This window comes from Trinickia diaoshuihuensis (assembly GCF_003390925.1).
Classification (GTDB): Bacteria; Pseudomonadota; Gammaproteobacteria; order Burkholderiales; family Burkholderiaceae; genus Trinickia; species Trinickia diaoshuihuensis.
In genome coordinates this window covers 1-21,153 of sequence record NZ_QUBS01000054.1, presented here as the reverse complement: position 1 = coordinate 21,153, position 21,153 = coordinate 1, and the positions used below count along the sequence as shown (strand labels likewise).

The following is a 21,153-nucleotide window of genomic DNA, read 5'->3' as shown; positions in this document are numbered from 1 at the left end:
GGCGCACACGGTGCGCAGGCGGCGGTCGACGACGCGCGGCAACGGACGGCGGGCGCGCCCGCACCGCTCGCCGGCGTGCCCGCGCAAGTGCCTCATACGCCGCCCGCGCCGCCCGCGCTGCCGGCCGACCGGCACGAGGCATTGATCCGCTCCGATACGTTCAAGACGATTCGGACCGCCGTATTCGCATCGATGAACATGTCGGCCGCGTTGATGATGTCGCGTGCGCAAGTACGCGAAGGCATCGAGCAAATCGCGACGGAAACCATCGCTCGCGAGCGCTTGACGATCACGCTCGCCGAGCAGGCACTGCTCGTCGACGAGATGCTGAACGACATGTTCGGCGTCGGCCCGATCGAACCGCTGCTCGCCGACGAGAAGGTCACCGATATCCTCGTCAACGGTCCGGACCAAGTGTACGTCGAACGCGGCGGCCGGCTGGAACTCACGCCGCTGAAGTTTCGCGACAACGCCCACGTCGTCAACGTCGCGCAGCGCATCGCGGCGGCCGTCGGCCGGCGCGTGGACGAGAGCAGCCCGCTCGTGGACGCCCGGCTTGCCGACGGCAGTCGCGTCAACGTCGTCTTGCCGCCGATCGCCTTGCGCGGCGCGTCGATCTCGATCCGCAAGTTCGCCAAGCGCAACATCACGCTCGCGCGCATGGCGCAGCAAGGCAACATCTCGCCGGCGATGGTCGAGGTATTGCGCATCGCGAGCGCCTGCCGCCTGAATATCGTCATCTCGGGCGGGACGGGATCGGGCAAGACGACATTGCTCAACGCGCTGTCGAACTTCATCGATCCGCACGAGCGCGTCGTCACGATCGAGGACGCGGCCGAGTTGCAATTGCAGCAGCCCCATGTCGTCAGCCTCGAAACGCGCCCCGAGAACAGCGAGGGACTCGGCGGGATCTCGCAACGCGACCTGGTGCGCAATGCGTTGCGGATGCGCCCCGACCGCATCATCCTCGGCGAGACGCGCGGCACGGAAGCGTTCGACGTTTTGCAAGCGATGAATACGGGCCATGACGGCTCGATGACGACCATCCACGCGAACACCCCGCGCGATGCGATCACGCGGCTCGAAAGCATGGTCATGATGGCCAACGGCAACCTGCCGTTGATCTCGATCCGCCGCCAGATCGCGAGCGCCGTGCACATGATCTTGCAGGTCGAGCGGATGCGCGACGGCATGCGCCGCGTCACGCGCGTCACCGAGATCTCGGGCATGGAAGGCGATATCGTCATCACGCAGGACCTGTTCGCCTTCCGCTTCAACGCGAGCGCCTACGAGGACGAGGTGCGCGGCACGTTCGAATCGTCTTCGCTGCGCCCCGCTTTCGCGCAGCGTGCCGCGTATTACGGGCTCGAAGACCAACTCATTGGAGCGATGCAATCGTGAGACCGGCCGATGTCGTCGCCGTTGGGGCGTTTTTCGCGATCGTCATCTTGGGCTTGATCGTCCGTTCGCTGCGCGAGATGCTGCTGCGCCGGCCCGCGCCGCGAATCGCGCGCCGCATGCAGGCGCTGCGCGATACCCACGCCGCGAGCCGCGCGTCGCCCGGCGAAAAGCCGTCGCATCAGCTCGTGAGTCTCGAACGCCGCTCCGACGACGAGCTCGCGCTGCAAGCCTGGCTGCGCGGCAAACGGCAGCGCATCGAAGCGCTGGCCGGGCGCGCGGGCGTGCGCGCCATCGTCGCCGTCGCCTTGCTGGCGGGGGCGATCGCGTTCGGCGCGGCATCGCTCGCCGCGCTGCCGCTTTGGATTCGGCTATGCGCGAGCGCGGTAGCCGTCGTCATCGCCGTGCGAACCGTGTACCTCGTCATCATCGCGCGCTTCAAGCAGCGCTTTTTAGCCGTATTCCCCGATACGCTCGATCTGATCATCCGGGCCGTGCGAGCCGGTATTCCGGCCGTGCAGGCGATTTGCACGGCGGGTGTGGAAAGCGAGGAGCCCGTGCGTTCCACGTTTCGCACGATGGGCGATGCGCTGCTGGTCGGCGCCGACGTCAAAGAAGTCGTCGAACAGGCCGCGGAGCGACTGCAACTCGCCGATTTTTCGTTCTTCGCCGTGTGCCTCGTTCTTCAGCGTGAAACGGGCGGCAACCTTGCCGAGACGCTCGAAAACCTCGCGGCCATCGTGCGCAGCCGGCGCGACATCCGCGCGAAGACGAAGGCGCTCACGGCCGAGGGGCGCATCTCCAGCAAGATCATCTCGGGCGTGCCGTTTTTCATCATGGGCTTTCTCTACGTCGTGAACCGGCCCTACGTGTCGCTGCTGTTCACCACGCGGGCGGGGCACAAGATGCTCACGCTGGCCGCGGTGCTGCTGACGATCGGCTTGGTGCTGATCCGCAAGATCGCCAATTTGGATACCTCCCGATGAAGCTGACCGACGTTTGGATGGATCTATGGCTCGTCGCGTTGCTCGCGCTGGCGACGTTGCTCATCGTGCTGCGTGGAGCCGGCGTGCGCTCGCGCATCGCGCAGCGCATGCGTCAAGCCATCGCGCGGGCGAGCGCCGCGCCGGGACGCAACGTGCCGCAACAATTGGCCCATCGCGTCGCGACGCTCGGCGAGCGCATGCCGATTCTCGATGCGGCCGAGCGCGGCAAGCTCGCGGCGCGCCTGGCCAGCGCGGGCTATCGCGATGCTCGCGCGGTGTCGATTCTCGCGGGCTTGAAGCTCGTTTGCGGCGCTTGCCTCGCGGTGGGCGCCATCGTGCTCGCGCCGCATATTCCCCGCATCGGCGCCTACTTCGTGCTGCGGCTCCTGCTGATGGCCGGTGCCTTCGTCATCGGCATGATGCTGCCCGAACTCGCGCTCGGCGCCGCGATCAAGCGCCGTCAGCGTGCGATTGCCGGCGCGCTCCCCGACGCGCTGGATTTGCTCGTGATCTGCACGAACGCGGGCAATAGTCTCGTCGTCGCGATCAAACGCGTCGCCAGCGAACTGCGTACGATTTGCCCTGCGCTCGCCGACGAGTTCTCGCTCACGGCCGACGAGTTGCAAATCGGCGGCGACAGCGCAACAGCGCTAAACGCGATGGCGGCCCGCATCGGCTTGACCTCGATGCGTGCGCTCGTCACGACGCTCGTGCAATCGCAGCAGTACGGCACGCCGATCACGCAGTCGCTGCGCATGCTTTCGCGTACCGAACGCGCGATGCAGATCGTCGCGCTCGAGGAAAAGGCCGCGAAGCTCGCGCCGAAGATGACGCTGCCGATGATGCTGTTCATCATGCCGACCGTCGCGCTGATCGCCGCGGGGCCCGCCATCATCCGCTTGATCGCGGTGTTTCATCAGCACTAACCCATGAAAATCGTCAGAACCGTGCGAGGCACTATGTATTCGAACCCCTTGCCGTCGCGGCACCGCTCGTTGGGCGCGCTCACGCTCGGCGCCCTCCTCGCCTGCGCGCTCGTGGGCTGTGCAAGCAGTCCGCGCATCGAGACGCGGCCCGTTCTCGCCACACGCGGCGTCGATCAAGGCACCGATCTAAAGATCGCCGAAAGCGCGCTCGAGAGCGGCGACACGCAACTGGCCGCGTCCCTCTTCGAAAAAGCGCTGAAGGCCGATCCGGCTTCGCGGCAGGCAGAGCTCGGACTGGCCGATACCATTTATCAGACGGGCGAACTCGCGCGCGCCGGGATGCTCTATGCGCACGTCGAAGCGAGCGCGCCCGGCGATCCGCGTGCCGAGCTAGGACTGGCGCGCGTCGCGCTGCGCGAGCGCCGTCTCGACGATGCGCTCGCGCGCTATCGCCGCCTCGTCGCGACTCACCCCGATAGCGCAGCCGCGGCCGAGGGACTCGGCGCCGCGCTCGATTTGCAGGGCAAGCACGGCGAGGCGCAAGCGGTCTACCGCGCCGCACTTGCGCGTCATCCGGAAGCGCAGGGATTGAAGACCAATCTCGGTCTCTCGCTGATCCTCGATCGCCATGCACGCGAAGGCGCGAACGTCTTGCTCGACGTCGCGGGCCTGCCCGATGCACCCGTGCAAGCGCGCGAGAATCTGGCGCTCGCCTACGGCGTGCTCGGCAACGGGCAGGCGGCTAAGAGCATTTTGACGGCCGATATGCCGGCGGCCTCGGCGGACGACAACTTGCTGTTCTACCAACGACTACGCGATCGATGGACGGCGCAAAGCGGCGACCTCGCGCATGCGGACGACGGCGGCGCGGCGACTGTCCGACCCGTGCCCGCGCAACCGGTCTCGCGATCGAGCGCGCTCGAATGAATCGTCTCACGCGCCTGTCCGCCGATGAGCGCGGGGTGGCCGCGCTCGAATTCGTGCTCGTGTTTCCGTTCTTGATGACGATACTGTTCGGCATCGTCGATACGAGCCTCTTGCTGTGCGACAAAGCCGTCATCACGAATGCGAGCCGCGAGGCCGCGCGCGCGGGCGTCGTCGTGCGCGTGCCGCAGCTCAGCGCGAGCGAGGTCTCGAGCGTGGCGCTCGACTACGCGCAGAACAATCTCGTGACGGGCGGCACATCCACGACGCCGGCCGTAACCGTCGATCAGTCGGCCGGCACCTCGCCGGGCAGTCCGCTGAAGGTGACGGTCACTTACAGCTATCACGGCCTCGTATTGGGGTCTGCGTTCAGTTCTTTGACCGGTCCCGTGACGGTCAGCGCCACGACGGTCATGAACTATGAGTAGGCCGCCGCGGCACCGATCGCGACGCCGGCAGGCCGGCTCCGTTCCGCTCTGGTTCTTGTTGACGGCGGCGATCTTGCTGACCTTCGGCGCGTTTGCCATCGACTTGCCGCGCGTCACGACCGTACGCAATGAGCTGCAAAACGCGGCCGATGCCGCCGCGCTCGCCGGCGCCTCGAAGTTGATCGCCGGCAGCAACGGTCCCGATTGGGCCGATGCGGCCAGCGCAACGAGCGTGGCCGTGTCGCTCAACGCCTCCGACGGCGCGAAGCTAAACGTGGGCACCGTGCAAACCGGGTTTTGGAATTTGACGGGATCGCCTTCGACGCTGGAAGCGAAGACGATCACGCCGGGGCTCTACGACGTTCCAGCCGTGCAAGTGACGGTCACACGTGGCGCAAGTCAGAACGGCGGCGCAGTCGAACTGCTGCTCGGCGGTTTTCTCGATGTCCTCACCACGCCGGCGAGCGCGACCGCCGTTGCCGTTGCCGCGGCGCCATCGACCGTCGATTCGGGCGGCCTTTTTCCGATGGTTATCGATCAATGCGTGCTGAACCAATACTGGAACGCGACGACGAACGAGCCGACGATCGACCCCTCGACGGGTAAGCCGTATGAATTCCAAATCGGCAACGGCAAGTTGTACGGTTCGAGTTGCGAGGCGGGACAGTGGACCTCGTTTTTGATCAACGCGAACGATGTGCCGACGGTGCGCGGGCTGATTGCCTCGGGCAATCCGACGCCCATCTCGATCGGCGACAACATCTGGATCGAGCCCGGCGTCAAAACGACGATCTACCATAGCGTACCGGTCGGCGTGACGATCGTCGTACCGGTCGCCGAGCAGATCGTCTCGCACAGTTATGTGCCCGTGGTCGCGTTTGCCGCGTTTTATGTCGACGGTTCTTATGGCGGCAGCAAGAAGTACATTCAAGGCCATTTCGTCGGCGGCTATCGCATTCCCGTGCAATCCTGGGGAATCGGCCCCGACTACGGCGCTTATGTGGCGCCGCGGCTCGCGCTCTAGCCGGGTCAAGGACCGAACCTCGTTCATCGGCCGGCTAGCGCCGCAGGGGCAAAACGCAGTACGCTTGGGCGAAAACCCGACCGCTCCTCGAACGGGGCGTACCATCCTCGCTTCGTCGACCCTTACCTCGCCCCAATGCCCGAATCGATCGATCTGCCGCAGGCCTACTTGGTGACGCCGGAGCCGCCGGCCGGCCGGCCCCTAACCGATTTTGTCGAGCAGTTGGAACGCGTCTTGGAGGGCGGCATCCGCCTCGTGCAACTACGTGCGAAAACGCTCGGCGCGCCGCAGTATGCCGAGCTTGCGCGGCTGGTGCTGGCGGTATGCCGCCGCCACGATGCGCGCTTGTTGCTCAACGCATCGGTCGATATCGTGCAAGCCGTCGGTTCCGACGGCATCCATCTCACCAGCACGCGGCTGATGGCCTGCGTCGCGAGACCGTTGCCGTCCGATCGGCTCGTCTCGGCCGCTTGCCACGATGAGCCTCAGGTCCTACACGCGAATCGGATCGGGGCGGACTTACTGACGATTTCGCCGGTGTTGCCGACGGCCACCCACACGAGCGCGACGCCGCTCGGCTGGCCGCGTTTTCGCGAGCTGGCGGCGCTCGCCGAGCCCCCCGTATTCGCGCTCGGCGGGATGAGCGCAGCCACGCTGGATCAGGCGCGCGAAGCGGGCGCTCATGGGATCGCGGCCATTCGAGCGCTCTGGGGCCAAACGACAAACTGACCGTCGCAGAGCGCGCACTGTGCGCGCGTACGCGCACCACGAAAAAACGGCGAGCATCGCTGCCCGCCGTTTTGCCATCGACCGGTTTCCGGTTTTCAACCGTTGGTCTTCACCGCCTCAGATGCCGCCACCGGAGCCGACGCAGCCCCGACCGCTGCGGGCGCGTCGGCGGGTCGAGGCGTGTCGCCCGTGTTCGCGATCCATCCGCCGCCGAGCGCGACATACAGACTGACGAGGCTATCGAGGCGAGCCACGCGCGCATTGACGAGCGATTGCTGCGCCGAATAGAGATTCGTCTGCGCGGTCAGCACCTGCAAATAGCTGTCGACGCCGTTCTTATAGCGCAACTGCGACAGATCCAGCGTGCGCGACTGCGCGAACGTCGTGCGCTCGAGCGAGCGGATCTGTTCGTCGTACGTGCTGCGCGCGGCCAGACCGTCGGCCACTTCCCGGAACGCCGATTGAATCGCCTTCTCGTAGTTGGCGATTTCGATCCGCTTTTGCACGTTGGCGAGATCGAGATTGGCCAAATTCTGCCCACCCTCGAAAATCGGCAGCGTGATGTTCGGCGCGAACGTCCAAGCCGCCGAGCCCGCTTTGAACAAGCCACCTAGCGTCGGACTGGCCGAACCGACCGAACTCGTCAGCGAGATACGCGGGAAGAATGCGGCCCGCGCGGCGCCGATGTTCGCATTGGCCGCGCGCAACGTGGCCTCGGCTTGCATGATGTCGGGCCGGCGCGTGAGCAGATCGGACGGCAAGCCCGCCGGGATATCGGTGAGCAGGTTCTGATCTTGGAGTCCGCGGCCGGACGGCAGATCGGCGGGCAACGGCTCGCCGATGAGCAACACGAGCGCATTCTCGGCCTGAGCGCGGGCGCGCGCTTGCGCCGCATGATTTGCACGCGCTTGCTCGACGATCGTCTCAGCCTGCCGCAAATCGAGTTCGGAGCCCGTGCCGTTCTCGAACTGCAGCTTGGTCAGCGAATACGACGTCTCCGCCGTCCTCAACGTATCGTCGGTGATCTTGAGCAAATCGTCGACCGCGAGCATCTGCAGATATTGCTGCGCCACCTGCGAGACGAGCGAGATCTCGGCCGCCTTGCGCGCCTGCGCCGTGGCCAAGTATTGCTCGAGCGCCTGATCCTTCAAGCTGCGGATGCGCCCCCAGAAATCGATCTCCCACGAAGCGCTGAGCCCCGCCTGGTACTCGTGCGAAATCGTTTGTCCCGACGGCGACAAGTCGGCCGGCAGGCGCTGCGCCTGGCCGGTACCTTGCGCGTTGATGGCCGGGAACAATTGCGCGCGCGTGATCCGGTATTGCGCGCGCGCCGCCTCGACGTTCAGCACCGACACGCGCAAATCGCGGTTGTTCTCGAGCGCGATCTCGATAATCTGCTGCAAACGCGGATCGGCGAAGAATTCGCGCCAGCCGATATCGACGGCGGCACGCCCGCCCGCCGTGTCGGATGCGGTCGTCGCCGGTTGCGTCGCATACACGCCCGATGCCGGGAACGCAGCCGCGACCGGCGCGGCCGGGCGTTGATACCTCGGCTGGAACGTGCAACCCGTCGCGAATGCCGCCACGGCGACGGCAATCAAGGAATATCGTTTCATCTCAGTGTCCTTCGTCGCCGTTCTTGTTCTCGCCCGCGTTCGGCGCATGCGGTGCCGAATGGTGCGCTTCGGCCAGGCGCGCCGCTTCGTCGACGTCCTCCGTCTCGCCGCCGAACTTCGCGCGAATCACGACGAAGAACATCGGGATAAAGAAGATCGCGAGGAACGTCGCGGTCAACATCCCGCCGATGACGCCCGTGCCGATCGCGTGCTGGCTGGCCGAACCGGCGCCGTTACTGATCGCGAGCGGCAACACCCCGAGAATGAACGCGAGCGACGTCATCAAGATCGGACGCAACCGCAGCCGCGCGGCTTCCATCGCCGCCTCGACGGGTCCCATCCCTTCACCTTGCTGCAACTCCCGCGCGAACTCGACGATCAGGATCGCGTTCTTCGCCGAGAGACCGACCGTCGTCAACAGACCGACTTGGAAGAACACGTCGTTTTCGAGCCCGCGCAGCGTCGCGGCGATCAGTGCCCCGATCACCCCGAGCGGCACCACCATGATCACCGAGAACGGGATCGACCAGCTTTCATACAACGCGGCCAAGCACAGGAACACGACGAGGATCGAGATGCCGTAAAGAATAGGCGCCTGCGAGCCCGATTGGATTTCCTGATACGACAACCCCGTCCACGAGTAGCCGATGCCGGCCGGCAGCTTCGCCGCGATTTGCTGCATCGCCTGCATCGCCTGCCCCGTACTCTTGCCCGGCGCCGCCGCCCCTTGGATTTCCATCGCCGAGATGCCGTTGTAGCGCTCGAGCTTCGGCGAGCCGTAGGTCCAGTGTCCCGACGAGAACGACGTGAACGGCACCATCGAGCCCGACGCATTGCGCACGTACCACTCGCCCATATCCTCGGGCGTCATGCGGAACGGCGCATCGGCCATCACGTACACCTTCTTGATCCGATTATCGGTATCGAGGAAGTTGTTCACGTATTGCGAAGCCCACGCTACCGAGAACGTCTGGTCGATCGCTTGCGGCGAGACGCCGAGCGCTTGCGCCTTCTCGCGGTCGATGTCGACCTTGAACTGCGGCGTATCGTTGAGCCCGTTCGGCCGCACGCCCATGAGCGTCGGATTCTGCGCCGCCATCCCAAGAAGCTGATTGCGCGCGGCCATCAGCTTGTCGTGCCCGAGGCCCGCATTGTCGGTCAGTTCGAAGTCGAAGCCCGACGCGGTACCCAATTCGGGAATCGACGGCGGATTCACCGGGAACACCATCGCGTCCTTGTAGCGCGAATAGTGCATGAACATCCGCTGAATGATCGCCTGCACCTTCTGGTCGGCATGCTGGCGCTTGCCGAACTCGGTCAGCCGCACGAACACGAGGCCCGAGTTCTGGCCGCGGCCCGCGAAACTGAAGCCGTTCACGGTGAACACCGATTCGACGAGCGACTTCTCCTCCTTGAGCAGGTAGTCGGAGATATTGGCCAGCGTGCGCGCCGTCGTTTCCTGCGTCGAGCCCGTCGGCGTCTGCACGATGACGAACATGGTCCCCTGGTCTTCGTCCGGCAGGAACGACTTCGGCATGCGCACGAACAGCAGGCCGACCGCGACGATCACCGCCAAATAGATGATGAGCCAGCGGCCCGAGCGGCGAATCACACCCTGCACGCCGCGGTGGTATTTATCGCGGCTGCGGTCGAACGTACGGTTGAACCACCCGAAAAAGCCCGTCGTGGCCGCATGCTCGCCCGGGGCGATCGGCTTGAGGATCGTCGCGCACAGGGCCGGGGTCAGCACCAACGCGACGAGCACCGAGAGCACCATCGCGGAGACGATGGTCAGCGAGAATTGGCGATAAATCGCGCCGACGGAACCGCCCGAGAGCGCCACCGGCACGAACACGGCCGACAGCACGAGCGCCACGCCGACGAGCGCGCCGGTGATCTGATCCATCGCCTTTCGCGTGGCTTCCCGCGGCGAGAGCCCTTCCTCGCTCATCACCCGCTCGACGTTTTCGACGACGACGATCGCATCGTCGACGAGCAGACCGATCGCGAGCACGAGCCCGAACATCGACAGCACGTTGATCGAGAAGCCCACCACGTTCATGATCGCGAACGTGCCGAGCAGCACGACCGGCACGGCGATCGTCGGAATCAACGTGGCGCGCAGGTTCTGCAAGAACAGATACATCACGAGGAAGACGAGCACGATCCCTTCGAGCAGCGTCTTGATCACTTCCTCGATCGACAGGCGCACGAACGGCGTGGTGTCGTACGGGTACTTCACGACGAGTCCGTGCGGAAAGTATTTCGACAACTCGTCGATCTTCGCGCGCACGTCCTTCGCCGTTTGCAGCGCGTTGGCGCCCGTGGCAAGCTGGATCCCCATACCGGCCGTCGGCGCCCCGTTGTACTTCGTGTCGAAGTTATACGTTTCGCCGCCGAGCTCGATGCGCGCGACATCCTTGATGCGCACTTGCGAGCCGTCCGGGTTCACCTTCAACTGGATCTGGCCGAACTCCTTCGGCGTGCGCAGCAGCGTCTGCTCGGTGATCGTCGCTTGCAGCATCTGCCCCGGCACGGCCGGCGTGCCGCCCAACTGACCGCCCGCGATCTGGACGTTTTGCTGCTGCAAGGCGGTAACGATGTCGCCCGGCGTCAAGCTGTAGTTCGTCAGCTTGTGCGGGTCGAGCCAAATCCGGATCGCGTATTGCGTACCGAACAGCGTCACCGTACCGACGCCGTTCAGACGGCTGATCGGATCCTGAATGTTCGATGCGACGTAGTTGGCCAAGTCGTACCGGCTCATGCTGCCGTCTTCGGAGACGAATGCGAGCACGAGCAAGAAGCTGCTGCTCGATTTCGTCACCTTCGTACCGAGCTGCTGCACGACCGTCGGCAACAGCGGCGTTGCCAGCGACAGCTTGTTTTGCACCTGCACCTGGGCGATGTCGGGGTTCGTGCCGGCCTCGAACGTCAACGTGATCGTCGCCGTGCCCGAATCGTCGCTCGTCGAGGACAAGTACAGCAAGTGATCGAGGCCGCTCATCTGCTGCTCGATCACCTGCGTCACGGTATTTTCGACCGTCTTGGCCGACGCGCCCGGGTAGCTCGCCGAAATCTGAACCGACGGCGGCGCGATCGTCGGATACTGCGCGATCGGTAGATTGAAGATCGACGCGACCCCCGCCAGCATCAGGATGATCGCAATCACCCAGGCGAAGATCGGCCGATCGATAAAGAACTTAGCCATTGTTGCGGGCTCTCCGTAATCAGGCAGCCGGCGCCGAGGCACCCGAGGCCGGGGCGGCCGAAGCCGCTTGCGCGCCGCTGGCGGCCGCCGGCAACTGCGCCGGGACCGGTTTCACTTGCATGCCGGGACGCACCTTGTCCGTGCCCTGCACGATCACGCGATCGCCGCTTTGCAACCCGCTGTCGACGACCCAGTTCGGGCCTTGCATGCTCGAGGTCACGAGTTCGTGCGGCACGACCTTGTCGTCGGGACCAACGACGAGCGCGATCGCGCTGCCCTTCTGATCGTGCGTCACGCCGATCTGCGGCACGAGGATCGCGTGTTCGTTCACGCCTTCCTCGATACGCGCGCGCACGAACATGCCCGGCAGTAGCACCCGGTTCGGATTCGGGAAGGTCGCGCGGATCGTGACCGAACCCGTCGATTGATCGACGGTAACGTCGGAGAACTGGAGCTTGCCGGGCAGCGGGTAGGGACGGCCGTCTTCGAGAATCAGCGTGACTTTCGCGGCGCCCGGACCCGACGTCTTCAAGCGCCCTTCTTGCACCTCGCGGCGCAGCTTCAGGCCGTCCAAGCTCGATTGCGTCAGATCGACATAGACCGGATCGAGTTCTTGGATCGTATCCATCAACGTCGCCTGGCTCGCCTGCACGTAGGCGCCCGGCGTGACCTGCGAGACGCCGGTGCGGCCCGAGATCGGCGCGACGACGTCGGTGTAGCCGAGGTTGATCTGCGCGGTCTCGACGCTGGCCTTGCCGGCGGCCACGTCGGCCTCGGCCTGCCCTTGGGCGGCCACGGCATTGTCGTAGTCTTGTTTGCTGACGGCGTTCGCCGCGACGAGCACCTTGTAACGATTGGCCTGGGCCGTGGTCGTCGCCAAGTTGGCTTGCGCCTTCGCGAGCGTCGCCTTCGCGCTGTTCAGCGCGGCCTGGTACGGCGCGGGGTCGATCTTATAGAGGCGCTGGCCGGCCTTCACTTCGCTGCCTTCGGTGAATTCGCGCCGCAGCACGATGCCGTCGACGCGGGCGCGCACCTGCGCGACGAGGAAGGCGCTCGTGCGCCCGGGCAACTCCGTCACCACGGGCACCGCGCTCGGCTGCACGGTGACGACGCCGACTTCGGGGGTTTGCTGCGGCGGCGCGGACGGCTTCTGTCCGCACGCCGCGAGCGCCACGGCCGCCGTGGCGGCGCAGATTAAGCGAAATGGAACCGGTTGGACACGCATGGAGCGACCTCTGGTCTATAGCTGGGAACAAAAATGATCCTGTCGCGCCCCTTCCCCCGCGAGGCGCGCGGCGCGACGTTCCGTCGCAAAACGCTTGAGCAAGTCGATGAGCGCCGGCGAGCAACGCCATACCGTACGGATGACATCGCGCGAGCGGCGCGAGAAGCGCGCGAGGACCGGCTGGACGAAACTGACTCGCGCGCAAACGACTGACGATAATACCCGCGATTTCTGTCGGGGCACTTCGAACGCTGACGCGCATTTTATATACATACTCGACTGTATGTAAAATGTCGCGTATTACACGATGTTCCAGCGCATCGGCCGGTTGCTATTTCCCGCAAAGTCGTAGCAACGGTCCGAGAGCGCCCGGACGCCCGCCACAATGCAGCCAGCCAGCAAGACATGGTCAGACGAACGAAGGAAGAGGCCCTGCGCACACGCGATCGGATTCTCGACGCCGCCGAGCAGGTGTTTTACGACAAGGGCGTGTCGCGCACCTCACTCGCGGATATCGCCGCGCAGGCGGGCGTGACGCGCGGCGCGATCTATTGGCATTTCGAGAACAAGGGTGACCTGTTCACTGCCATGTTCGACCGCGTGCTGCTGCCGCTCGACGAACTCGGCGCGCCGCCCGAGGATACGGCCAGCGACGATCCGCTCGCGCGCTTGGGCACGATGCTCAAGTGGTGTCTGCACGCCGCGTCCAGCGATCCGCGGCGGCGGCGCGTGTTCGACATTTTGTTCTTGAAGTGCGAGTTCGTCGAAGAGATGGGGCCGGTCAAGGAGCGGCACCAGACCAGCATGCGCGAGGGCGTGGGCAAAATCGAAAACGATCTGATCCTGGCGGTTCGGCACGGGCAGTTGCCGGACGATCTCGACACGCGCCGCAGTGCGTTGTACTTGCACGCCTTCGTCGGCGGCTTCTTGCGCGACACGCTGCTGTTACCCGCGCAGGAAGACTTCGCAGCCCACATCGATGCGTTTATCGACGCCTGCATCGACGCGTTGCGCACGAGCCGGGCGCTGCGCAAGGGCGGCGCGGGCCCGGCAGGGGCGCATTAACGCGCCGCGGCGGTGCCTGGGCGTTCGCGCGCCCGGTCGCGTGCTTTGCGATTCGACGCACCGATCGAGCCGCCGGCGAGCGGCTTGCCGTCCTGCACGGCCGCGATCCAGGCGGCGGTGCTCGTCACTGCCGCGAAGCGCGCGTGCATAACGACCGTGAATGCGCGGTGGATCTCCTCGGCGCTCGCATAGCCGGCGTCGTTCTCGTAGGGCAGCGCGCCCGTCGCGTCGGTCAGGTACTCCGCCTTGAGACCGGCATGCGACGCGTGCAGCACCGTCGATATATTGCAGTTGTGCGTCATATAGCCCACGACCGCGAGCGTATCGATCCGATTCGCCGCGAGCCAGTCGGCCAGGTCGGTTCCCGCAAAGGAGCTCGGCTGCGTCTTCTCGACGAGGTGGTCGTAGGCGCGATCGGCCACCACGGCATGCAACGCCGCGCCGTGCGAGCCGCGTGCGAACAGCGACGCGTCAGCCGGCGAAACGTGCTGGACGACGATCACGGGAATCGCGTGGGCGTGCGCGGCGTCGATCGCGCGGCCGATGTTGGCCAGCGAATCTTGCACGGGCGGATACTCGATCGGCAGGCCCCCAGTGACATATTCGTTTTGGACGTCGATGACGATCAGTGCGCGGCGGGGGGACGTGGACATATCGGTTCTCCAGGTATCGATGAAGGAGGAAGTCGTTTCGCACCGCTTGGGCTGCGTGGTTCCACGGTGACGGCATGGGAGTCATTGTTCCGGGATCGCCGCCCTGGTAATAGTGGCCCGGGTGCCATTCATCGATATAATCGGGCCAATCGCGGTTCGCGGCCCTCCTCCATGCGTCTCCTATGACGACCCATTCGTCCTCGCCCACGGTCATCGCAGTCGTCGCATTCGACGGCATGAGCCCATTTCACCTGTCCGTGCCGTGCATCGTCTTCGGCGAAGACTACGGCGCGGGCGGCGTGCCGCGTTTCGACGTGCGCGTCTGCGCGCTCGAGCCCGGCATGTTGCGCACGACGGCCGGTTTCGCGATCGCCGCGCCGCACGGGCTCGAGGCGATCGCCGCCGCCGACATCGTCATCGTGCCGAGTTGGCGCGACGTGCACGAGGCGCCCAGCGCATCGCTCGCCGCGGCGTTGCGCGATGCCCATGCGCGCGGGGCGCAAATGGTGGGATTGTGTTTGGGGGCGTTCACGTTGGCCGCGGCGGGCATCCTCGACGGCCGTCCAGCCACGACGCATTGGGCGTGGGCCGATGCGTTCGCGCGCCGTTACCCGGCCGTGCGCATCGACGCGGCCGTGCTCTACGTCGATGATGGCGACGTGCTGACGTCGGCCGGCACCGCTGCCAGCCTCGATTGCTGCCTGCACTTGCTGCGCCGCCGCTGCGGCGTGCAAGCGGCCAACTACGTCGCCCGGCGTCTCGTCGTGCCGCCGCATCGCCAAGGCAGCCAAGCGCAATTCGTCGAACAGCCGATCGGCGTTCGAGCGCGCGACGAGCGGCTGTCGCCGCTGCTAGACTGGGTTCGCGAGAATTTGCGCGAAGCGCACACGCTCGATTCGCTCGCGCAGCGCGCGTTGATGAGCCGGCGCACGTTCACGCGACGTTTCAAGCAAGCGACCGGCACGACGGTCGGAGCCTGGCTCTTGGGGCAGCGCCTCTCGCACGCTCAGCAATTGCTGGAAACAACGGGCGACAGTGTCGATGCCATCGCCGAGGCCGCGGGCTTCGGCTCAGCAGTATCGTTACGGCAGCATTTCGCCGAGGCGTTCAGGACGACGCCGTCGAACTATCGCCGCGAATTCCAAGGCGCGTGATCCGCCTGCCGCCGTGACGGCGGCTCAGCCGAGCCAATGCGAGGCATAGAGCAACACGGCGACGAGCACGACGATCGCCGCCCATCCCCACACCGGCATGGCTTGCGGCGACGACGCACGATGCAGGCCTTGGGCGCCGCGCGGCGAGGCGAGCGTCCCGGCGGCCCGGCCGCCGAGCACCGCCGCCGCGGGGTAATCCGACGACTTACGGCCGAGCCCGGCCAGGCTGATCGGCCTCAGAAACACATGTTGCCGGCGCGCGCCGGCGGCGGCGCGGTTCTCTCGCTTGCCATGCTTGGCCTCGACGACAGCGCAAAACTCCGCGAAGAAGTCGTCGGCCAACTCGTGCAATGCATTTTCGATTTGGCGCGGAGGCAATTCGGCGAGCGGCCCCGTCAGCGTGGCCCATACCGAATAGTCGATGCGGGTCGCGGTTGCCTCGCCGCTCTCGTTGTCGCGTCGATCGCCGTGCAGCGCGATGCGGATCTGACCGCGCAACGAGCCGACGCCGGTGGCGCAGGCCTTGAAATTGAGCGTACGGTGCAGACCGTCGCCAAGCGGGGCCGGGCCATCGCTCGTAAGCTGCTGCGATTCGAAGCCGCCTACGTGGACGCGCACCTCGTAGCGCGCCCGCAGCGGCCCGAGCGGTACCGTCAGCGCGACCTCGTATTCGCCGTTGGGCGTCCGGGTCAATCGCTCGCAATTCTCGAGGCTGGCGCGCAACAACGCGATGTCTTGCAACGCGTCGCAGACGGCGGCGGGAGGGAGCGGAACGCGCAGCGCGTCGGTCAGTTCCATGGCGGCTTCCTCGATCGGCCTCGCCTACGAGGTTTGATCGATACGGTCAACGCGCGACGAATAGAACGCCACGCATCCCTTGATCGCCTCGGCGCCCGGTAACGGAGCTTCGTAGCTCCAGGCGGCGTCGAGCACCGGACCGTCTTCTTCGGTCAACAGATGGAAATACGATGCGTCTCCTTTGTACGGGCAATGGGACGCGCTCTCCGAGCGGTGCAGACGCGTCATGTTCACGTCTTCGCGCGGAAAGTAAAACACCTCGGGCAATCCCGTCTCCCTCAGCGTCAATCCTCGACGCGTATCGGCGATCGTGATGCCACGATGGATCACGCGCAAACGGTGGGCGTTCGGCGCGATGTCGATACGGTGTGCGGCGTCGGCATTCGTCATGGCAATTCCTCTCGCAAGGCGTATGCCGGGTGCCCGTGTGCGGCGCACAAAAAAGCCACGAGCAGGCGCCCGTGGCTTCATTATCGACGAAAGTCAGGCCGCATGTGCGGCCCACCCACTCACTATTGCGTGTTCCAGTGGAAATCGGCGCGAGCTCCCGCCTTCTTGCCCACGGTCACTTCCCGTGTTTCGTCATCGTCCTTGTAGCGCGCGTGCACGGTGTAACGGCCTGGCGGCAGTTTGACGAGCATGTACGGCCCGCGCGCGTCCGCCTTCAAGACGTCGGCATCGTGCGGGCCGACGATGCGCACATGCACGTCGGCCAGGTAATCGGCGCCCGGGCCCGTGAAACGCAGCGCGAGCGGCCACTGATGCTCGGCACGCTTGAGCGCGGCCGACTCGTCGCTGCCCACGCCGCCGGATACATACGAGATATCGCCTTGCTGCTGGATTTGCGGCATGCCGCCGCCATTGACGTTGCCGGCGCTCGTCGTATCGGTGGTCGTGCCGCCGACCGTGTCCGAGGCTTGCGCGAACGCGGCGGCCGTGAAGCCGAGCGCCGCCGTCGCTACCGCCGCGGCAAGCACCGCTTTATGGGTGGTTCGCGTTTTCATGCATCGCTCCTTTTGGTTACGCACCCGACACGGAGCGCGCCGGGCGCCACGGGGAAAAGGCATGCAAACCCCGTTCCCGGCGGGCTCCCGCTCGTTGCGTCAGAGCCCGCGCGAACGGCAGGGCAGTGCGATGAGGCAAAATCAGCCCAAATCGACCGGTACGAAGATTTGCGCGTTATCGCGCTGGATCAACAGCGCCACGCTGTTGCCCGACTTCGCGATAATCTCGCGCAACTGCTGTACCGACGTAACCGGACGGCCGTTGACGGCCAGGATCACGTCGCCGGGCTGAATGCCGGCGGTCGCAGCCGGTCCGCTCGCCTGTTGCACGAGCAGGCCGTGCGCGAGCGAGCTGCTGTTGCGCTCTTGCGGCGTGAGCGGGCGCACCGCGACGCCGAGCCGCCCTTGCTCCGAAGCCTGCGTGCCGTTGTCGGCCACCTTGGTATCCCCGAGCGAGCCGAGCGTAACCGTCACCTGCTTCTTCGACTTGTCGCGCCAAACGTCGAGCGTCGCCTTGCTGCCCGGCTTCATGCTCGCGATCTGCGCCGGCAGGTCGGTCGAGTCGTTCACCGCCGTGCCGTTCACGGCCAAGATGACGTCGCCGGCCTGCAAGCCGGCCTTCGCGGCCGGACCGCCCGGATCGACCGAACTCACGAGCGCGCCGGCGGGTTTTTGCAACCCGAACGAATCGGCCAGCGTCTGGTTCACGCCTTGCACCGCCACACCGAGCCGGCCGCGGCTGACATGCCCCGTTTTGACGAGTTCGTCCTTCACGCGCATCGCCTCGTCGATCGGAATCGCGAACGACAAGCCTTGGAAGCCACCCGTTTGCGAATAGATCATCGAATTGATGCCGATCACCTGCCCTTGCAGATTGAACAGCGGCCCGCCCGAGTTGCCCGGGTTCACGGGCACATCCGTTTGGATAAACGGCGTGTAGTTCTCGTTCGGCAGCGAGCGTGCTTTCGCGCTGATGATGCCCGAGGTCACCGTGTTGTCGAAGCCGTACGGCGAGCCGATCGCCACGACCCACTGGCCGACCTTGCTTTGGTTCGGATCGCCGACCTTCACGGTCGGCAGATTCGATGCGCTGATTTTCAGCACCGCGACATCGGATTGCTTGTCGGTGCCGACCACCTTCGCGCGAAACTCGCGCTTATCCGTCAGCTTGACGGTCACGACGTTCGCGCCATCGACGACGTGCGCGTTCGTGAGGATGTAGCCGTCGTTGCTGATGATGAAGCCCGAACCGAGGCTCGCGCTCGGCACGTCTTCCTGGCCGCCGCCGTTATCGCCGCCGTTGTTGCCCGGGAACTGCCCGTAAAAGCGCTTGAAGAATTGGTAGAACGGGTCGTCCGGATCGACCGGCAACTGCTGCATCGAGCGCCGCGCCGTTTGCTTCACGACATGCTTGGCGCTGATGTTGACGACCGCCGGCCCATACGTTTCGACGAGGCCCGAGAAATCGGGCACACCGGTTTTGGCGGCGGCTTCGGCCGGCATCAGCGCAGCGGCCTGCGCCGACGAGATGATCTGCGGATCGGTGTGCCGCGTGCCGGCGACGTAGCCGACGGACAGCGCGCCGGCAACGGCGATGGCCACGGCACCACGAGAGAGCGATTTTGCGTTCATGGAAAAGGCCTCCTTGCTTGATGTCAGCCAGAGTAAAAGGGCTGTCTTAAAGGAGACTTAACCGTGAATCCGTCCGATTGAGGCACGCTATCGGCTCGCGGCGAGCGCGGCGGCGCTCAGAACCTCACCTTGACGAGCAGGCCGCCGAGCGGTGCGTCGCCGAGCTCGATCGTCGCCTTGTGCTGCATCGCGACGCGCTTGACGATCGCAAGGCCCAGGCCGCTGCCCGAGACGTCCGTGCGTGCCCGCGCCGAGGCGTCGCGATAAAAGCGATCGAATACGCGCGAGCGTTCCTCGGCGGGAATGCCCGGGCCGCTGTCGGCGATCTGCACGCAAGGGTGGCCGCCGTCCGCGTCGCGCGCGAGGCTCACGTCGATGCGGCCGCCGGCCGGCGTGTATTTGACCGCGTTGTCGAGCAAGTTGCCGAACATCACGCGCAGCGCATCCGCATCGGCCGTCACCGTCGCCTCTTGCGCCCGCTCGAAGCCGAGGTCGATGCCGGCCCGCTGGGCGATCGGGGCGTGCGCGGCCACGCAATCGGCCAGCAGCATCCGCAAATCGACGGCTTCCTTCACCGTGCCGGCGTCGGGCTCCGCGCGCGCGAGCGCGAGCAGTTGCTCGGCCAGGCGCGTGGCGCGCGTGACCCCCGCTTGCAAATCCGCCAGGGCCTCGCGGCGCGCGTCGGCGTCTTGTGCGCGCGCAACCAATTGCGATTGGATCTGGACCGCCGCGAGGGGCGTGCGCAACTCGTGCGCGGCGTCGGCGACGAACGCGCGCTGCGTATCGAGCGAAGTGGAAAGACGTGCCAGCAATCCATTGAGCGCCCGTACGAGTGGACGCACCTCGAGCGGCAAACGCTCGTCGGGCAAGGGATCGAGCGCTTCCGGGCGGCGCGCGTCGAGCGCGCGCGTCACGCGTCTGAGCGGCGCGAGCCCGCGCCCGACGACACCCCACACGGCCACGCCGAGGAACGGCAGAATCACGATGAGCGGCCACAGCGTGCGCAGCGCCACGTTGGCGGCGAGCCGGTTGCGCACCGACAACGGCTGCGCGAGCTGCACGACGTTATCGCCCACGATCGCGCCGTACACGCGCCAATCGCCGCGGTCCGTGCGCTCCGTCGAGAAACCCAGTTCGGCTCGGGGCGCCAACGGCGCGCGCGGGTGCGAGTAGTACATCAGCGAACCCGTGCGGCTCCAGATCTGAATGACGATCCCTTCATCGGCATCGTTGTGGGCCCCGAAGATCTGCGCGAACGGCTCGGACGGCAAAGCCGCGGCGATCTCTTGCAACTGATAGTCGAATAGTTCATTGGCCTCGGCGAGGGCCTGCCGGTAGATGAGCCACCCGGCCAAACCCACACCCGCCAAAACGATCCCGATCAGCCAAAACAGCAGTTGACGGCGAATGGATTGCATCGAGAACTTCGGTTCCTATTCCTTGGCGATCATGTAGCCTAGGCCGCGTACGTTGCGGATCAGATCCGCGCCGAGCTTCTTGCGCAAGGCATGAATATAGACTTCGACGGTGTTGCTGCCGATCTCCTCACCCCAGCCGTACATCTTTTCCTCCAACTGGGCTTTGGACAGCACCGCGCCGGGCCGCGCGAGCAACGCCTCGAGCAGCGCGAATTCGCGCGCCGACAGCGCGACGGGGGAACCGTCGAGCGTGACCTGATGCCCCGCCGGATCGAGCGTGAGCGGGCCGTGGCGGATCACCGATTCACAGCGCCCGGCCTGACGCCGGATCAACGCGCGCATGCGGGCGCCCAACTCGTCGAGATCGAACGGCTTGACGAGGTAATCGTCGGCGCCGGCGTCGAGCCCCTTCACGCGGTCGGCCACCGCGTCGCGCGCCGTGACGATCAGCACTGGCAAAGCGTTGCCGCGGGCGCGCAAGGCCCTCAGCACATCGAGCCCGTCGCGTTTGGGCAATCCGAGGTCGAGCAACACGAGATCGTACGTCTCGCTGCCCGCCGCCGTCAGCGCGGCCTCGCCGTCTTGCACCCAGTCGACCGCAAAGCCTTCCCCGCGCAACGCCTTGCGCACGCCCTCGGCGATCATTCGGTCGTCTTCGACTAGCAGTATTCGCATCGCTTGTTCGCGCTGACGCGTCCGGTGTGACTCAGATAGCGCATTCTAGCGGGTCCGGCGCTCACGCCTTGCGCGCACGAGCCGCCGCTTGACCCCTACAATGTGCGCTGCGGGCGCCGCCGAGCGCCCAACGCCTTTGCCATCGGTCCTTTGCGCCTCCTTTCATGTCGATCGCCACGCTTTTTCCGCTTCGCCGCCCTACCGCTTTGCCTCGTTCCTCGACCGCCGCCGCAGCCCGCGTCCGGCCCGCCCGGCGCGGCGCGTCCGTGCTGCGTGCGCTCGCCGCGGCC

The 21,153-nt window shown here is 65.8% G+C and carries 19 protein-coding genes; 9 read left to right on the top strand and 10 right to left on the bottom strand.

The genetic code is table 11. From position 1 onward, the window contains the following. The 7 genes from DXT59_RS11700 to DXT59_RS11670 form a co-directional block, all read left to right on the top strand. Positions 1–1,401 (top strand): TadA family conjugal transfer-associated ATPase (locus DXT59_RS11700; protein WP_162878048.1); only part of this gene is annotated, 1,401 nt, incomplete at its 5' end. Continuing rightward, on the top strand, positions 1,398–2,384 hold the full coding sequence (locus tag DXT59_RS11695) for a type II secretion system F family protein (RefSeq protein WP_116137070.1): 987 nt from the start codon (positions 1,398–1,400) through the stop codon (positions 2,382–2,384). The genes DXT59_RS11700 and DXT59_RS11695, both read left to right, overlap by 4 nt. Next, positions 2,381–3,310, top strand: a complete 930-nt coding sequence (locus DXT59_RS11690; protein WP_116137069.1) for a type II secretion system F family protein — start codon at positions 2,381–2,383, stop codon at positions 3,308–3,310. Before DXT59_RS11695 ends, DXT59_RS11690 begins: the two co-directional genes overlap by 4 nt. A gap of 33 nt (positions 3,311–3,343) precedes the next feature. After that, positions 3,344–4,237: a tetratricopeptide repeat protein gene (locus DXT59_RS11685; RefSeq protein WP_116137068.1), complete on the top strand. Its 894-nt coding sequence runs from the start codon at positions 3,344–3,346 to the stop codon at positions 4,235–4,237. Continuing rightward, on the top strand, positions 4,234–4,662 hold the full coding sequence (locus tag DXT59_RS11680) for a TadE/TadG family type IV pilus assembly protein (protein ID WP_116137067.1): 429 nt from the start codon (positions 4,234–4,236) through the stop codon (positions 4,660–4,662). The genes DXT59_RS11685 and DXT59_RS11680 overlap by 4 nt, the downstream gene beginning before the upstream one ends. Beyond that, positions 4,655–5,686 carry a TadG family pilus assembly protein gene (locus DXT59_RS11675; RefSeq protein WP_116137066.1) on the top strand — a complete coding sequence of 344 codons (1,032 nt, stop codon included), beginning with the start codon at positions 4,655–4,657 and terminating at the stop codon, positions 5,684–5,686. The genes DXT59_RS11680 and DXT59_RS11675 overlap by 8 nt, the downstream gene beginning before the upstream one ends. Before the next feature lie 135 nt (positions 5,687–5,821). Continuing rightward, positions 5,822–6,415, top strand: a complete 594-nt coding sequence (locus tag DXT59_RS11670) for a thiamine phosphate synthase (protein WP_116137065.1) — start codon at positions 5,822–5,824, stop codon at positions 6,413–6,415. Between the two features lie 95 nt (positions 6,416–6,510). Here DXT59_RS11670 and DXT59_RS11665 read toward each other — a convergent pair whose 3' ends face one another. From DXT59_RS11665 to DXT59_RS11655, 3 genes are read right to left on the bottom strand one after another with little or no spacing between them, the layout of a single operon-like run. After that, complete coding sequence (locus DXT59_RS11665) at positions 6,511–8,031, bottom strand: efflux transporter outer membrane subunit (RefSeq protein WP_116137064.1); 1,521 nt, start codon at positions 8,029–8,031, stop codon at positions 6,511–6,513. A gap of 1 nt (position 8,032) precedes the next feature. After that, the gene (locus DXT59_RS11660) at positions 8,033–11,239 is read right to left on the bottom strand and encodes an efflux RND transporter permease subunit (RefSeq protein WP_116137063.1); all 3,207 of its coding nucleotides are present in this window, start codon (positions 11,237–11,239) and stop codon (positions 8,033–8,035) included. Between the two features lie 19 nt (positions 11,240–11,258). Then, complete coding sequence (locus DXT59_RS11655; RefSeq protein WP_116137062.1) at positions 11,259–12,464, bottom strand: efflux RND transporter periplasmic adaptor subunit; 1,206 nt, start codon at positions 12,462–12,464, stop codon at positions 11,259–11,261. 405 nt (positions 12,465–12,869) lie between these two features. Here DXT59_RS11655 and DXT59_RS11645 point away from each other — a divergent pair, with 405 nt between their 5' ends. Continuing rightward, the gene (locus DXT59_RS11645; RefSeq protein ID WP_116137060.1) at positions 12,870–13,529 is read left to right on the top strand and encodes a TetR family transcriptional regulator; all 660 of its coding nucleotides are present in this window, start codon (positions 12,870–12,872) and stop codon (positions 13,527–13,529) included. Here the strand turns inward: DXT59_RS11645 and DXT59_RS11640 are convergent. After that, the gene (locus DXT59_RS11640; RefSeq protein WP_116137059.1) at positions 13,526–14,182 is read right to left on the bottom strand and encodes a cysteine hydrolase family protein; all 657 of its coding nucleotides are present in this window, start codon (positions 14,180–14,182) and stop codon (positions 13,526–13,528) included. The genes DXT59_RS11645 and DXT59_RS11640 overlap by 4 nt on opposite strands. A gap of 182 nt (positions 14,183–14,364) precedes the next feature. Here DXT59_RS11640 and DXT59_RS11635 point away from each other — a divergent pair, with 182 nt between their 5' ends. Beyond that, on the top strand, positions 14,365–15,336 hold the full coding sequence (locus tag DXT59_RS11635; protein ID WP_116137058.1) for a GlxA family transcriptional regulator: 972 nt from the start codon (positions 14,365–14,367) through the stop codon (positions 15,334–15,336). A 24-nt stretch (positions 15,337–15,360) separates the two neighbouring features. Here DXT59_RS11635 and DXT59_RS11630 read toward each other — a convergent pair whose 3' ends face one another. The 6 genes from DXT59_RS11630 to DXT59_RS11605 form a co-directional block, all read right to left on the bottom strand. Further along, positions 15,361–16,134, bottom strand: a complete 774-nt coding sequence (locus DXT59_RS11630; RefSeq protein WP_116137057.1) for an SRPBCC family protein — start codon at positions 16,132–16,134, stop codon at positions 15,361–15,363. Between the two features lie 24 nt (positions 16,135–16,158). Next, a complete protein-coding gene (locus DXT59_RS11625; RefSeq protein WP_116137056.1) occupies positions 16,159–16,524 on the bottom strand; it encodes a DUF427 domain-containing protein in 366 nt (121 codons plus the stop codon). A 122-nt stretch (positions 16,525–16,646) separates the two neighbouring features. Next, entirely contained in the window at positions 16,647–17,138 is a 492-nt protein-coding gene (locus DXT59_RS11620; RefSeq protein ID WP_116137055.1) for a carboxypeptidase-like regulatory domain-containing protein, read from the bottom strand. 141 nt (positions 17,139–17,279) lie between these two features. Then, entirely contained in the window at positions 17,280–18,770 is a 1,491-nt protein-coding gene (locus DXT59_RS11615; protein WP_116137054.1) for a DegQ family serine endoprotease, read from the bottom strand. Positions 18,771–18,886: 116 nt separating this feature from the next. Further along, on the bottom strand, positions 18,887–20,188 hold the full coding sequence (locus DXT59_RS11610) for an ATP-binding protein (RefSeq protein ID WP_116137053.1): 1,302 nt from the start codon (positions 20,186–20,188) through the stop codon (positions 18,887–18,889). Between the two features lie 15 nt (positions 20,189–20,203). Continuing rightward, the gene (locus DXT59_RS11605) at positions 20,204–20,863 is read right to left on the bottom strand and encodes a response regulator (protein WP_116137052.1); all 660 of its coding nucleotides are present in this window, start codon (positions 20,861–20,863) and stop codon (positions 20,204–20,206) included. Between the last annotated feature and the right edge of the window lie 290 nt (positions 20,864–21,153).